Below are 13,321 nucleotides of genomic sequence, written 5' to 3'. Positions count from 1 at the left end.
TTATGAACTGGGGAACAAAAATAATGATAGGAATGGCTTCATTTATGGCCTTTATAATAGTGTTGGCTACCTTAATGATCAGAAGTAATCCAGACCCTCTGGTGGACGAAGATTATTATGAGAAAGGTTTGAATTACGACCAGGAAATTAAACGCATGGAAAAAGTGAAGCAAGACAGCATTGCTTTGTCACATAAAATCAGGCAGCATGAGTAACGAAAAGCTAGCCTTTCTGATTGGTCTGTTGGGCTCTGTACATTGTGTGGCCATGTGCGGGCCTCTGGCTTTTGCTGTACCCCTTCATCAGCCTGGCTGGGCAGCACTTTTATGGAATAAGCTGATCTATCAGCTTGGCAGGATAATCTCCTATTGTTTACTTGGAGCTTTGGTAGGATTAGTAGGTGGACAGATCTGGCAGGCAGGATTTCAGCAAGGCGTAAGCATTTTAACGGGTGTACTGATCATCATGGCGGGCTGCTCCAGAATTTTTAAGCAAAGCATGCTAAAGCAGACCAGTTTCGTTTCTTTAAAGTTTTTCAATGCTGCCTTTGATTATGCACTGAAGCACAAGGCAAATCATTTGATCATCGGCATGATCAACGGGCTGCTGCCTTGCGGCTTTGTGTATCTGGCCCTGGCCGGTGCATTAAATACGAAAACCGTATTTGAGGGGGTAAGCTATATGTTTTGGTTTGGTACGGGAACTGTACCTATGATGCTGGCCGCTGCGATTGTGCTGAGCTTCTCTAAGCTATCTTTCAGAAATAAGCTCAATAAGGTGATGCCTTATGCCATGCTGCTGCTAGGAATTTGGTTTGTGTTCAGGGGATTGGAGCTCAATATACCTTATATTAGTCCGCAGCAGCCCAATGCCACTACGGAATGTAAGTAAGCTTCATTTAATCTGCCATGCTGAATAGTTGTGTAGCAGGTTTATGAGCCCATAGCCTTGCATCAAGCGCCATACATATGTTTCTGAGAAAACGCTTACCTAAAGGAGTCACTTTGAGGTCGTAAGGAGTAAGCACTACCAGCGCGTCATCGGCCAGGCTCTTCATACGTTGAATACCCAGTATAAAATTTTCATCCCGCTCTTCAGGAAAAAACCAGGAAGTACCTCCCCTGCACATGATGTTAAGAATATGTTTGCGGATTACCAGATCAGTATTATTTAAGATATGGCCTTTAAAAACAGGAAGCCTGCCAGCATCTACGATGCGCATGTATTCTTCCACCGTTTTGACGTTCTGTGCAAATGCAGTCCAGCAATCGCTGATAGATGAAACACCCAATCCTATCATTACATCACTTTGCTGCTCGGTATAACCCATGAAATTTCTATGCAGCGTGCCTTTCATCTCAGCCTGATAAAGACTGTCGGTAGTAAGTGTAAAATGGTCCATACCAATCTCTGCATATCCAGCTGCTACCAATAATCCCCTTCCTGTTTCATAAAGTTGTTTTTTTAAGTCGGGAGATGGCAAATGAGCTTCAGTATACCTTCTTTGACCTGGTTTTACCCATGGTACATGTGCATAACTATAGAAAGCAATCCTGTCCGGGTTCAATCTAATGACGGCATTCAGGGTTGTGGTCAAACCGTTTAATGACTGCAATGGCAATCCGTATATCAGGTCATAATTTACTGAGCTGTATCCTATTTCCCTGGCCATGTGTGTAACATTTTCTACAGCCTCTACAGACTGAACCCTATTGATGACCAACTGAACAACCGGATCAAAATCTTGTATCCCAAGACTTAACCTCTTGAAGCCAAGGTTATATAAAGTTTTAAGGTGTTCTTCTGTAGTATTGTTGGGATGGGCCTCAAAACTAAATTCAGCATCCTTATGCAATTCTGCCTGTTGGGTAATTCCATCAATGAGTAATTCCAGGTTATCAGGACTAAAAAAAGTCGGTGTACCTCCTCCTAAATGTATTTCTTTAATAACCGGTCTTGAACCAAGCAGGTCTACATATAGTTTCCATTCTTTTAGCACAGTGGCTATATAGGGCCGTTCTACCCCATGATTTTTTGTAATACGGGTATTGCAACCACAATAGGTACACAAGCTTTCGCAAAAAGGTAGATGAACATACACGCTAAGCCCTTCGGGACTATCCCTATAGGAAGCTATTAATCTCTCCCTCCATTGTGTTTCATCAAAGTTGTTTTCGTCCCAGTAAGGTACGGTAGGGTAGCTGGTATATCTGGGCGCAGCTACGCGGTATTTGTCGGCAAGCTGGTTACTGTCCATGATCATGATTTAATGGATCAGACTTAGCCTGATCGCATGCCTTCGCACATACACAAGCATCACCGAGGCATTTTCTTTCCTGCCACTTATCAAGATTATGAATCGTTTCTATAGCCAACGCCATCGGGAGCGCTTCCTCATCCAAATCAGTTAAAGCGCTTTGCGGAACATTTGCAATCTTGAGTTGACGTATGCCTGCGGCGATATGGTCTATATGTGAGGTAGCGGTTGACCGTGTTGCGATGTACTTGACACCAAGATCAGCAAGCTGGTTGATCACCAGTGCTGACACATCATCACCAGTATACACAATAACAGCCTCCTTACCTTTTGCGTAAAAAACAGTTTCAGCAGTTAATGAGTTAGAAATCAGCGTTATTTCGTGCCTCTTATGGTTTGCTAATGCAAGCGGCTCCTTGTCTGCCGATTTTATACTATATGCTACTACTCTCATTCCAATAATTTTATCTTTCAAAATTAGCCGGAATCAGGGCATTAAATAATGAGTCCGATCACCTATGAATAGTGATCTTGATCAGTTTTTCATGTTTTGGAGCTTGACAGGGTTTAGAATCGTGATCTGACTGGCCTTTCTTTCTATTAACCCTTCGTCTTTAAAATCACTCAGGATACGGCTTACCGTCTCGGTAGCAATACCAGCCATTGCGGCAAGATTATCCCTTGATACATTCAGCTGAGAATTTTCAAGATTTTCTTTTGTGTTTAGCCGCATCAATACCTCTGCCATGCGCTTTCTAACAGAATGATAGGCCAACTGTAGTAACTGCTCTTCTTTATCTAAAATATTGTTTGCAAGAATTTTTATAAACTGGGCAGCCACGTCAGGATACTTGTTTAGCAGCTCTTCTAAGGGTAATCTTGGCAGGAGACATAAGGATGTATCTTCTGTAGCTTCAGCGGTATCTTTATAATTCTCATTCGCCAAAAGCGCTGGTATTCCAAAATATTCGTCCGGCCCATACATACCGGTCAATAGTTCCCTACCATCCCCGGCAACTTTTATGGTCTTCACGCCGCCGTTAATGATTAGATAAATCCCGTTTACAGTATCTCCCTCATAATAAATCACCTGCTTCTTTTTTATGTTCCTGATTTTTCGTTCCGATATCAATTTACTAAGTTCTTCAAGGCCCTTATTCTTATCGAGAAGTGTACTTATTTTTTCCAGTGAAGCACTATAGAGCTGTTTATGAGATTCCTTTTTTTTGAGTCTGGATTCTATGGCGTTCAATAATTCCATTTCGTCAAAGGGCTTGGTGAGGTAATCATCGGCACCCATTTCCATTCCTTTTCGCATATCCATTCTTTCTGCTTTTGCAGTCAGGAATATAAAAGGAATTGCAGCTGTTTCTTTGTTCCTGCTTAAAATATGAAGTACACCATAACCGTCAAGTTCGGGCATCATGATATCGCAAAGAATGAGATCCGGAAGGTGTTTATTAGCTTGTTCAACACCCTGCTTACCATTGGATGCCTGGATAACTTTAAAATTACCCAGCTCTAAAATCTCTGCTGTGCTCTCTCTGATGTCATCATTATCTTCAATGATCAGAATGTTTACTTTATCCATGGATATTTTATTTAGTTAGTATCGGCTATTAACAGGCAAGCCATTTATCTTTTAAATGAAAGTGTAAATATAGCCCCTTCGTTAATTTTACTCTCAAAATGCAGTTCTCCGCCCATCAGTCCGGCATACCTCTGGACAATATTTAATCCCAGGCCAGTACCGGGAATGTTACCTGTATTATGTGCCCTGAAAAACGCCTGAAATAAATTCTTTTGGTCCGACTCGGGAATGCCTATTCCATTATCGCGTATTGTCACGATGCACTGAGTATCGGTAACTTCTGTGTTAAATTCAATAAATGTATGCTCACCTGAATATTTAGTGGCATTAGATATCAGGTTGATCATACAATTCCTGAGCAGGTTTTGATCAAGATTGACCATGCTTTCTATACCAGTATGCTGATAAATAATGTTCTGATCTTCTTTAGCAATCATCTGCATTTCTTCAGTAACTTCTTCAGAAAGCTTCACGATATCAAAGGGAGTAAAGGCTGGCTCTACCTTTCCTGCTTCAAGCCGTTCAAGAGATAGAAAATCATTGAGTATGGTCGTAAGATTACCTACAGCATTTTTAATTTTACTGACATGCTTTTTAATATGGGGGTTGTCAAAAGGCTCAGCATATTTCTCGATCAGTACAGATGACAGCTGTATGGAGCTTAGCGGGGTCCTGAACTCATGTGAAGCCATCGATACAAAGCGGCTTTTCATCTGATTGAGTTCCTTCTCCTTTAGCAGCGACAGACTTACTTCTTCCTTTGCCTCACTTAGTGCGTGAAGCATCTTTTTCAAGGATTTAGTACGTTCATTTACCAGCTCTTCAAGTTCGGCTGCGTACTCTTTTAAACGCTGTTCAGCTTCCTTTTCTTTGGAGAGATCGTGAATAAACCCAGTATAGATCACCCTGTCGTCATATTGTACTTCGCTTACCGCCAGGCGAAATGGAAACGTACTACCGTCTTTTCGTAATCCCCTCACTTCTCTTCCCTTGCCGATAATACGTTTTTCACCCGTACTTTGATAACGATGGAGATAGCCGTCATGACTGCTTTTATCAGGCTCCGGCATCAAAACAGAGATATTCCGGCCTATCACTTCCTCCAGTTTATATCCAAATAATTTTAATGCCGCTGGATTAAGACTCTCTACCCTGCCTCTATTGTCAATAGTGATGATCCCATCTATCGCAGATTCTATAATTGCTTTTAACAGTTTACCACTTTCCATATTTTAATTTAACAGCTCATTACAAAATTAATAAAACGCAGTTCACTTATCGTAATGATTGTCATTAGAAATAGTGACTACCGTCATGTTTTAAAAGGCTTAATATAGGCTTCTTTGCCGGATAAAATTTCATTTATGCCACACACTTTTCATATTCCTGTATTAGGACTGGGTTATTCGATAGACACTCCTTTAAAAGTAGCCAGATTTGGTATATCCTCAGTAGTTTCTATTGTAGACGATGAACTTACAGAAAGAATGCGAAAACACCATTCTGAAATTAATCATGAGCCTTATCAGCTGATTACAAAAAGTGACCCCAATAGCAGGTCTGAAAGAATTACTGCTTATTTAAACCTGCTGACGAAACTGGTAAACAAACAGGCTTCTGAAATGACGCAAATGAGTTTTGAGGAGGACAACGATCTGTGCAGGTATTTTGAACTGTTACCTGAAGGATCCCAACTAAGTGCAAAATACCATCACATGCAGCTATTACCAATCGGAACTGAAAAGCATTTTTTACAATGGGAATTAAAAAGAGATATTGCAACAGGTAATATTGATGTAAATATCATGTCGAAGGTGGATAAAGCCAATTACCTTAAGGATGTTTATTTAGGTGACGAGCATACCGATGCATTAGCAGCCATAAGAGGTTTTGCAAACAGCGAACTTAATTCTTCAGTTGTGATATCAGCGGGGTTAAATCCAAGACTGTTTAGCTATATGGAAGAATTTAGCGACTTCTATCCAAAGGAAGATGGTAGCTTTAACAAACAGATCATACTAAAAGTGAGCGACTACCGGTCGGCGCTGATACAGGCTAAGGTATTGGCAAAAAAAGGCTTGTGGGTGTCTGAATTCAGAATAGAATCAGGACTTAATTGCGGAGGACATGCATTTGCCACAGAAGGTCTGTTGCTTGGCCCGATCCTGCAGGAATTTAAGGACAACCGTATGCTCCTTCATGGTGAGCTGCTTGAACTATATATCAATGCGCTGCTGAGAAAGGAAATAAAATTACTTCAATCATTTAATCCTGTTCAAAAAATCACGGTACAAGGCGGAATAGGTACCGCAGAAGAACATCAGTTCCTGATTAGTTATTACCAGCTTGATGCTGCTGGGTGGGGCAGCCCGTTTTTACTGGTACCTGAAGCAACAAATGTAGATGCAGATACACTGGTGCAACTAGCCGATGCTGAAGAATGCGATTTCTATTTAAGTGATGCCTCTCCACTGGGCATCCCATTTAATAATTTTGCAAAAAGCACGGGTGAACAGCAAAGAATAGAGCGGATTGAACGGGGCAGGCCGGGCAGTCCATGCACAAAAAAGTTTCTTGTGAGCAATACCGAATTTACTGCGGAACCTATCTGTACGGCTTCGAGAGAATACCAGAACCTCAAAATAAAGCAGCTGCAATCTATGGGTTTTGAGCAGGCGAAGTTGACCGAACAAATCAGCAAAGTGACTGAAAAAATTTGCCTTTGCGAAGGCTTGTGCGCCTCAGCTTACCTCGCAGATGACCTATTAAGACCAAGAGAAAATAAAGCAGTAAGTATTTGCCCTGGCCCTAACTTAGCCTATTTTAACAAAAAATATAGTCTGAAGGAAATGATTGACCATATATATGGAAAGAATGACTTGCTTGCAGGCATTGCCAGGCCCAACTTATTCATCAAAGAGTTTGGACTGTATATCGACTACCTGAAAAAGGAAATTGAAAACATCCTTGATGATGTAAATTTGCAATGGGAAGACTGGAATGAAAAATTGCAAGAAGTAAATGGCAAAAAATCAAAGTATTTTTCCAAATTTTATGACCAGCTGAATAACGGTATTAATTATTATAGAGAGCTCATTAATAGCACTGATCTGTCAAAACACATGTGGGACACGGAACAACTGCGTCAGTTTAACCTGATTTCTGAAAGATTGAAGGCATTAATGAGCTAACTTGACTACATCCGGATCTGTCCTTCGATAGAATCATCAAGGGTTTTACCCAAGGCAGTTCCGATTAACATTTTAACACCCGCAACCAGGTTTCCATGTTTATTATCCCAATAGTAACCCGTTGACGGTACTATTTTTAATAAGGAAATACGGGGATCATTCTCTCCTTCTGTAAACCACACTTTTAAAAATGGACTCCAGAGTTCCTTTATTTTTGACTCATCTTCATGAATGGTTGCTTCAGCGGTCAGGTAAAGATAATTGGAATGTTTGGAGCCCTGAAAATATAGCTTAACCCTCGAGTCGATGGCTATTTCTGCATTTACATGGCTATCTTTTGCACTAATGATCCACAGGTTGCCATGCTCATCTACCTGTTGTATAGTCATAGGCCTAACCCCTTTAGACGGGCCGGTTGCAGCCTCTGTACAAAAAAAACAGGTTTCAGCCTGTTCAATCAGTTCTTTAACTTTCTTTAAAGCCTCTTCCTGGCTAAGATTTTCATTTGTATCTTCTGGTTGATTTTTATTGATACTGTTCATAGGGATAAAATTTAGGTAAATATATACTCCTACCCTAACAAGTTACTCCGGATAAAAGTTCTGATTTTAACCAATTAGTTTCAGCAATACTTTATTGTGGTAGGTTATTTTGATAACGAGGATCATTATTGTTAATGATGGCTATCATGTCATTAACTATATAAAATGGCAATTTTTGCGGGTGTAGATCCTGATTATGAATCATCTAAAATTATTGTCTGTCATATTGCTTATGCTGCCGTTATCTTATGGATTTATAACCTATAGAAATACTTCTGTGAAATGGGTATTAAATAAAGATTGCTCGGTAAAGGTTAATGGCAGTACAAATGTCAATAAATTCAGCTGTGTAATTCCAAGTTACCCGAAGGCAGATACATTAACTTTCTATAAAACTAACTTAAATGAGCCTGTTAAAATTACCGGTATCATGATGCTTGACATAAGGGCCTTTGATTGTCATAACCCTATTATGACAAAGGATCTTAGAAAAACACTGAAAGCAGATAGGTTCCCAAGCCTGATTATAAAATTCATCAGTCTGAGTAAATATCCAGAGCCATCGGAGAAAGCGCATTTATTAAAAGGGGCAGTGACAATATCTATTGCCGGGGTGACTAAAAAATTTGAGATTGACTACAGGTGCTTGCCAATAGGTGGAAATACCATAACGCTGATTGGTAGCAAGCAAATAACCTTTTCAGATTTTAATATAGTTCCACCCAGAAAATTAGGAGGAATGATCCAGACCAATGATACATTGGCAGTAGAATTCATTTTAAAAATGACCCAACTAAATTAAATATAATGAAGAAAATCTTTTATTCAGGCTTTATTGCCGGATCTATATTGTTTGTCTTATGCTATGGTGGCCTATATATGGCTGTTCGGTTTTTCCCTGTTGTATTTGTAGAATACAACAACCCGCTTTTCAATTCGGACGGAAGCAGAGACCTGTTATTTTATTTACATGCTTTTATCATCAGTTTTGCTTTATCCTGGTTTTGGGACCGGTTTAAAGGTCTATTTCATGGGTCTTATTTAATAAGAGGTTTGGAATTTGGCCTTGTCTACTCAATCGTTGCGCTACTACCTGTAATGTGGATCACATTCAGTGCGTTGGACATCACTGCTACCATGGTATTAAGCTGGTTTGTATATGGTCTTATGCAGGCCATAGCAGCAGGAATTGTATTCGCAAAAACAAACCCATAAATATTTTAAAATCAATAGCTTAAATACACCAATTATGTGATGAGCATCATGAATATTGGTATCAGCAATCATGCCCGGCACCATTAACAGGAGGTACCTTTGAGGAGACAATAAAGTCCTACAAAATGAAAAGAAAACTTCTATACCCCATCGCATTTATGATCGCATTTTCCGTTATCGGAATGCAGACACAAGCTCAATACAAATTAAGTACAGCCAGAGAAAACACAGTTAAGATATCTGGTGGTTCGAATGTTCATGGCTGGACGATGATTGCTCAAAACCCTGTATGTGAAGCTGCTTTTGGATCGCTGACCACTGGGGAAAATACTCCTAAAAGTCTGACTTCATTGAGCTTTAGCGTAAATACTAAGAGCCTTAAAAGCGAACACAGTTCGATGGATGGCCGTACTTATAAAACACTTAAAGCTGAGCAATTCCCTAAGATCACCTTTAAGCTAAGCAATGCTACTATAACACCTGTTAAGAAGAATAAATTCAGCGTTAAGGCAAACGGTACATTGACCATTGCCGGATCTTCTAAAGCTATCACTATGATGGTAAATGGGGAAGTAAAAGAAGATGGATCGATCAACTGTACAGGCCAACAAAAACTTAAGCTGACAGATTTCAACATACAGCCGCCAAGCTTTATGCTGGGTGCTATGAAGGTCGACAATGACCTTACCATTGACTACAATTTTACTTTCAAAAATTAGTATACACTCATTAAATCAATGATCATGAAAACAAATAAACTAATGTTAGCAGGCGCCATGGTGCTTTGCTTCTCTCCATTGCTCTCTACAGCGCAATTTCAAAAAATAGACAATTTAAGAGCTTATGATAAAACTGGAATCAATGTGTTTGAAGATCCCAAAGATACCATCACCACATTTGACGGCCTTAAGATAAAATTTGGAGCAGGCTTTACCCAACAGTTCCAAAATCTGAAACACAAAAACCCTGATGCTTTGAAAAATAATATTGGAGCAGTTGGTACACCAGGAAATAAACTGAGAAACATTACTCCTGGCTTTATGACAGCACAAGCCAATTTATTTCTGGATGTTCAATTAGCTGATGGAGTAAGACTAAACATTACCAGCTATCTTTCTTCAAGGCACCATAACGAAGTATGGATCAAAGGCGGTTACATTCAGTTTGATAAACTTCCCTTCAAAGGTCAGATATGGGAAGATCTGATGGAAATAGCGACTATAAAAATTGGACATTATGAGATAGACTATGGGGATGCCCATTATCGTAGAAGCGATGGAGGAAACACCCTGTTCAATCCTTTTATGGAGAACAACATTATGGATGCCTTTGCTACAGAAATTGGCGGTCAGGTAATGCTTAGAAAAAATGGATTGTTCGGTTTAATAGGAATGACCAATGGTATGATCAAAGGAAATATTGATTCTCTTACTGCAGTAGCAAATCCAGATGGTGACTATACCAAATCTCCTTCGATTTTATTAAAAGGTGGATTTGACAGACAGTTAACCAGTGATATCCGAGTGAGAGTAAGCGGATCATATTATGGCAACCAGGGCGGTGGATCAAACACCTTATTTGGCGGTGACCGTACAGGTTCAAATTATCAATATGTGATGGAACCCAATACCATTTCAGAATCTACTGCAATGGCATTTTCCGGCCGTTTTAATCCGGGATTCTCTAAAAAAATCAACACTTTTATGTTGAATGGTTTCCTTAAGGTAAAAGGGGTGGAGGTGTTTGGCACCTATGAGCAGGCCTCAGGAAGGACTGCAAGAGAAACTGACACACGCGATGCAAAACAATTCTCTATTGACGGTGTGTATAGATTCGGAATTAACGAAAACTTGTTCATTGGCGCCAAATACAACACCGTTTCTGCACGCCTGGCAAACAATGCAACAGGTACTGGTGCAGGTCCGATAGCCTATACTGCTGATGTTAAGATTGACCGCATGGCTGCGGCCGCCGGATGGTTCCTGACTAAAAATGTAATGCTTAAAGGCGAGTATGTGGTTCAGAAATACAAAGATTTCCCTACAGCAGACATACGTTCAGGCGGAAAATTCAATGGTTACGTTGTAGAAGCGGTTGTAGGCTTTTAATCTGCTTCATTGGTGAACAATAAAATAACACATAAGCTAATACCAACAAAAGCCGGAGAATTCCGGCTTTTGCCTTTTATAGAATATTTATCCTTAAATTTCGTTCTATAGCAAATATGAAAACAACAATCTTCCTGTTATTTATCGCAGTTAGCGGTTCTGCCTTTTCCCAATCATTTAAATACCCTATCATGAACGCCCAGGGCAAGACTATAAAAGCATTGATTCCCCCTCAATGGAAAGTGGTTGATTCTGCTTATGGGGATCTCAATAACGATAAAGTTGAAGACCTTGCACTGATCATTGAATTCTATGCCGCTGTAAAGGAAAACAGGGCATATGGCGACAATACTACAGAACTGATCACAGAGCTTCAAAGACCCAGAATATTGGCGGTGTATTTTAAGACCGGCAGGAATTACCGGATTGTTACACAAAACAACAACTTTGTACTGCGCTCCGAAGAAGGTGGTGCTATGGGCGATCCACTAAGACCAATGAGCATCAATGACAATAAGCTCAGCCTTGCTTTTGAAGGTGGGGGTACCTGGAGATGGAAGTTAGGCTATTCATTTAAATACCTGAATAAAGACTGGCAGCTTACTAATGCAAACAACCATACCTATCATAGCACATCAGGTGAAATGAATGACAAGCAGTACGATTTTTTGACAAAAAAACGCGTAGTTACCATTGGAAAAACAGACAATAGTCTTTTAACAAATGAAACAACTGAACAGCCGCTCACGCTAAAAGGCTTGCGCACATTTACCAATTTCAAAAAACCCTGGACCTGGGAATTAGGCCCGGATGAGTATCTTTAATACTAACGCGAATAATTTGGTGCTTCTTTGGTAATGGAAATATCGTGCGGGTGACTTTCTCTCATACCTGCAGCGGTAATGCGCACAAATTTTGCTTTTTGAAGATCTTCTATCGTAGCTGCACCACAATAGTGCATTCCGGCCCTCAATCCTCCTACGTACTGATAGATAACCTCAGCCAATGTTCCTTTGTAAGGAACACGGCCAACTATCCCTTCAGGCACCAGTTTCGTTACTACATCTTCCTCATCCTGGAAATAGCGGTCTTTAGATCCCTGCTGCATGGCTTCAACTGAACCCATACCACGGTAGGATTTAAACTTACGCCCTTCGTATATAATTGTTTCGCCCGGCGATTCTTCTACTCCTGCAAACAGGGAGCCTGCCATGATCGAGCTTGCACCTGCAGCCAGCGCTTTTACAATATCACCTGTTTGTTTGATACCACCGTCGGCAATGACAGGAATGCCGGTGCCAATCAGCGCCTGCGCACATTCAAATACAGCATATAACTGGGGTACACCTACACCTGCAATGATCCTGGTGGTACAGATAGAGCCTGGGCCGATACCCACTTTAACTGCGTCAGCCCCTGCTGCTGCAAGTGCTCTTGCCGCGTCTGCAGTCGCAATATTACCTGCTATAACCTGCAAATCCGGAAATCTTTCCTTGATTGCTTTGACCATATCAATTACACCCTTAGAGTGTCCATGAGCGGTATCAACAGTAACAACATCTACACCTGCCTGCACTAAAGCGGCTACGCGGTCGATATTATCAGCAGCTACCCCAACGGCAGCACCTACACGCAGTCTTCCGCGTTCATCCTTACAAGCCTTAGGATAGTTTTTATATTTCTGGATGTCTTTAAAAGTAATTAAGCCGGCAAGGCGGCCATCGCCATCGATAACAGGAAGCTTCTCAATTTTATAGTCCTGCAAAATTTCCTCCGCCTGTAAAAGCGTTGTTCCTTCAGCAGCAGTAATCAGGTTTTCACGGGTCATAACCTCAGAAACTTTGCGCTGCATGTCTTTCTGAAAACGAAGGTCACGGTTGGTAATGATACCTACCAATTTGCGGTCCTCATCAATAACAGGTATCCCCCCTATTTTAAACTCCTTCATGATCTGGAAGGCATCAGCAACTTTAGCATCTTTACTCAGAGTAACCGGATCCTGGATCATTCCGCTTTCTGAGCGTTTCACCTTTTTTACTTCCTCTGCCTGACGTTCTATACTCATGTTTTTATGAAGCATACCTATACCGCCAGCCTGAGCAATGGCAATAGCCAATCCTGATTCAGTAACAGTATCCATTGCTGCGGAAACTATCGGAACATTAATACGTATTTTTTTGGTAAGAAAGCTTCCCGTATCTACATCACGTGGGAGAACTTCAGAATATGCAGGTACTAATAATACGTCATCGTATGTTAGACCTTCAGCTACAAATTTATTAGGATCGAGTTGCATAGCAAATAATTTAGGAGTTACTATTTGCGAGGCAAAGATACGATTATTATCCAAACGGCGCAACAGTTTTGCTAGTTATGACAGCTAAGCACAAAAGATTACACTAAGATTAATATGCCAA

At 40.6% G+C, this 13,321-nt stretch carries 14 protein-coding genes; 8 read left to right on the top strand and 6 right to left on the bottom strand.

The window, feature by feature from the left end:
- Nucleotides 1–2: 2 nt before the first annotated feature.
- The gene (locus EZ437_RS10110) at nt 3–215 is read left to right on the top strand and encodes a FixH family protein (RefSeq protein WP_131595807.1); all 213 of its coding nucleotides are present in this window, start codon (nt 3–5) and stop codon (nt 213–215) included.
- Nucleotides 208–891, top strand: a complete 684-nt coding sequence (locus EZ437_RS10105; RefSeq protein ID WP_131595806.1) for a sulfite exporter TauE/SafE family protein — start codon at nt 208–210, stop codon at nt 889–891. The genes EZ437_RS10110 and EZ437_RS10105 overlap by 8 nt, the downstream gene beginning before the upstream one ends.
- 7 nt (nt 892–898) lie before the next feature.
- Here the strand turns inward: EZ437_RS10105 and hemN are convergent, their stop codons facing one another.
- The 4 genes from hemN to EZ437_RS10085 form a co-directional block, all read right to left on the bottom strand.
- Nucleotides 899–2,257 (bottom strand): oxygen-independent coproporphyrinogen III oxidase, encoded by a 1,359-nt coding sequence (hemN, locus tag EZ437_RS10100; RefSeq protein ID WP_131595805.1) that lies wholly within the window; start codon nt 2,255–2,257, stop codon nt 899–901.
- Entirely contained in the window at nt 2,247–2,711 is a 465-nt protein-coding gene (locus EZ437_RS10095; RefSeq protein WP_131595804.1) for a Rossmann-fold NAD(P)-binding domain-containing protein, read from the bottom strand. The genes hemN and EZ437_RS10095 overlap by 11 nt, the downstream gene beginning before the upstream one ends.
- Before the next feature lie 81 nt (nt 2,712–2,792).
- A complete protein-coding gene (locus tag EZ437_RS10090; RefSeq protein WP_131595803.1) occupies nt 2,793–3,848 on the bottom strand; it encodes a response regulator in 1,056 nt (351 codons plus the stop codon).
- A gap of 44 nt (nt 3,849–3,892) precedes the next feature.
- Nucleotides 3,893–5,077 (bottom strand): PAS domain-containing sensor histidine kinase, encoded by a 1,185-nt coding sequence (locus EZ437_RS10085; protein WP_131595802.1) that lies wholly within the window; start codon nt 5,075–5,077, stop codon nt 3,893–3,895.
- A 135-nt stretch (nt 5,078–5,212) separates the two neighbouring features.
- Here EZ437_RS10085 and EZ437_RS10080 point away from each other — a divergent pair, with 135 nt between their 5' ends.
- Nucleotides 5,213–7,039 (top strand): hypothetical protein, encoded by a 1,827-nt coding sequence (locus EZ437_RS10080; RefSeq protein WP_131595801.1) that lies wholly within the window; start codon nt 5,213–5,215, stop codon nt 7,037–7,039.
- Between the two features lie 5 nt (nt 7,040–7,044).
- On the opposite strand, the gene EZ437_RS10075 is transcribed toward EZ437_RS10080, so the two are convergent.
- Nucleotides 7,045–7,581 carry a pyridoxamine 5'-phosphate oxidase family protein gene (locus tag EZ437_RS10075; RefSeq protein WP_131595800.1) on the bottom strand — a complete coding sequence of 179 codons (537 nt, stop codon included), beginning with the start codon at nt 7,579–7,581 and terminating at the stop codon, nt 7,045–7,047.
- Between the two features lie 196 nt (nt 7,582–7,777).
- Between EZ437_RS10075 and EZ437_RS10070 the strand changes: the two genes are divergently transcribed.
- The 5 genes from EZ437_RS10070 to EZ437_RS10050 all read left to right on the top strand — a co-directional run bounded on the left by EZ437_RS10070 (nt 7,778) and on the right by EZ437_RS10050 (nt 11,728).
- Entirely contained in the window at nt 7,778–8,383 is a 606-nt protein-coding gene (locus EZ437_RS10070; RefSeq protein WP_131595799.1) for a YceI family protein, read from the top strand.
- 5 nt (nt 8,384–8,388) lie between these two features.
- The gene (locus EZ437_RS10065; RefSeq protein WP_131595798.1) at nt 8,389–8,796 is read left to right on the top strand and encodes a hypothetical protein; all 408 of its coding nucleotides are present in this window, start codon (nt 8,389–8,391) and stop codon (nt 8,794–8,796) included.
- Nucleotides 8,797–8,921: 125 nt separating this feature from the next.
- Nucleotides 8,922–9,515 (top strand): YceI family protein, encoded by a 594-nt coding sequence (locus EZ437_RS10060; protein ID WP_131595797.1) that lies wholly within the window; start codon nt 8,922–8,924, stop codon nt 9,513–9,515.
- 24 nt (nt 9,516–9,539) lie between these two features.
- The gene (locus EZ437_RS10055; RefSeq protein ID WP_131595796.1) at nt 9,540–10,904 is read left to right on the top strand and encodes a hypothetical protein; all 1,365 of its coding nucleotides are present in this window, start codon (nt 9,540–9,542) and stop codon (nt 10,902–10,904) included.
- A 116-nt stretch (nt 10,905–11,020) separates the two neighbouring features.
- Nucleotides 11,021–11,728, top strand: a complete 708-nt coding sequence (locus EZ437_RS10050) for a hypothetical protein (protein WP_131595795.1) — start codon at nt 11,021–11,023, stop codon at nt 11,726–11,728.
- Between the two features lie 2 nt (nt 11,729–11,730).
- Here the strand turns inward: EZ437_RS10050 and guaB are convergent, their stop codons facing one another.
- Nucleotides 11,731–13,200 carry an IMP dehydrogenase gene (guaB, locus tag EZ437_RS10045; protein ID WP_131595794.1) on the bottom strand — a complete coding sequence of 490 codons (1,470 nt, stop codon included), beginning with the start codon at nt 13,198–13,200 and terminating at the stop codon, nt 11,731–11,733.
- Between the last annotated feature and the right edge of the window lie 121 nt (nt 13,201–13,321).

It is taken from the genome of Pedobacter psychroterrae (genome assembly GCF_004331695.1).
GTDB classification, from domain to species: domain Bacteria; phylum Bacteroidota; class Bacteroidia; order Sphingobacteriales; family Sphingobacteriaceae; genus Pedobacter; species Pedobacter psychroterrae.
This window is presented reverse-complemented; position numbering and strand designations above follow the sequence as displayed.

Excerpts from the sequence above, each read along its gene's own strand:
- hemN (WP_131595805.1), bottom strand. The coding sequence starts at position 2,257 with ATGGACAGTAACCAGCTTGCCGACAAATACCGCGTAGCTGCGCCCAGA.
- EZ437_RS10050 (WP_131595795.1), top strand. The coding sequence starts at position 11,021 with ATGAAAACAACAATCTTCCTGTTATTTATCGCAGTTAGCGGTTCTGCC.
- EZ437_RS10110 (WP_131595807.1), top strand. The coding sequence starts at position 3 with ATGAACTGGGGAACAAAAATAATGATAGGAATGGCTTCATTTATGGCC.
- EZ437_RS10105 (WP_131595806.1), top strand. The coding sequence starts at position 208 with ATGAGTAACGAAAAGCTAGCCTTTCTGATTGGTCTGTTGGGCTCTGTA.
- EZ437_RS10080 (WP_131595801.1), top strand. The coding sequence starts at position 5,213 with ATGCCACACACTTTTCATATTCCTGTATTAGGACTGGGTTATTCGATA.
- EZ437_RS10070 (WP_131595799.1), top strand. The coding sequence starts at position 7,778 with ATGAATCATCTAAAATTATTGTCTGTCATATTGCTTATGCTGCCGTTA.
- EZ437_RS10090 (WP_131595803.1), bottom strand. The coding sequence starts at position 3,848 with ATGGATAAAGTAAACATTCTGATCATTGAAGATAATGATGACATCAGA.
- EZ437_RS10075 (WP_131595800.1), bottom strand. The coding sequence starts at position 7,581 with ATGAACAGTATCAATAAAAATCAACCAGAAGATACAAATGAAAATCTT.
- EZ437_RS10095 (WP_131595804.1), bottom strand. The coding sequence starts at position 2,711 with ATGAGAGTAGTAGCATATAGTATAAAATCGGCAGACAAGGAGCCGCTT.
- EZ437_RS10065 (WP_131595798.1), top strand. The coding sequence starts at position 8,389 with ATGAAGAAAATCTTTTATTCAGGCTTTATTGCCGGATCTATATTGTTT.
- EZ437_RS10085 (WP_131595802.1), bottom strand. The coding sequence starts at position 5,077 with ATGGAAAGTGGTAAACTGTTAAAAGCAATTATAGAATCTGCGATAGAT.
- guaB (WP_131595794.1), bottom strand. The coding sequence starts at position 13,200 with ATGCAACTCGATCCTAATAAATTTGTAGCTGAAGGTCTAACATACGAT.
- EZ437_RS10060 (WP_131595797.1), top strand. The coding sequence starts at position 8,922 with ATGAAAAGAAAACTTCTATACCCCATCGCATTTATGATCGCATTTTCC.
- EZ437_RS10055 (WP_131595796.1), top strand. The coding sequence starts at position 9,540 with ATGAAAACAAATAAACTAATGTTAGCAGGCGCCATGGTGCTTTGCTTC.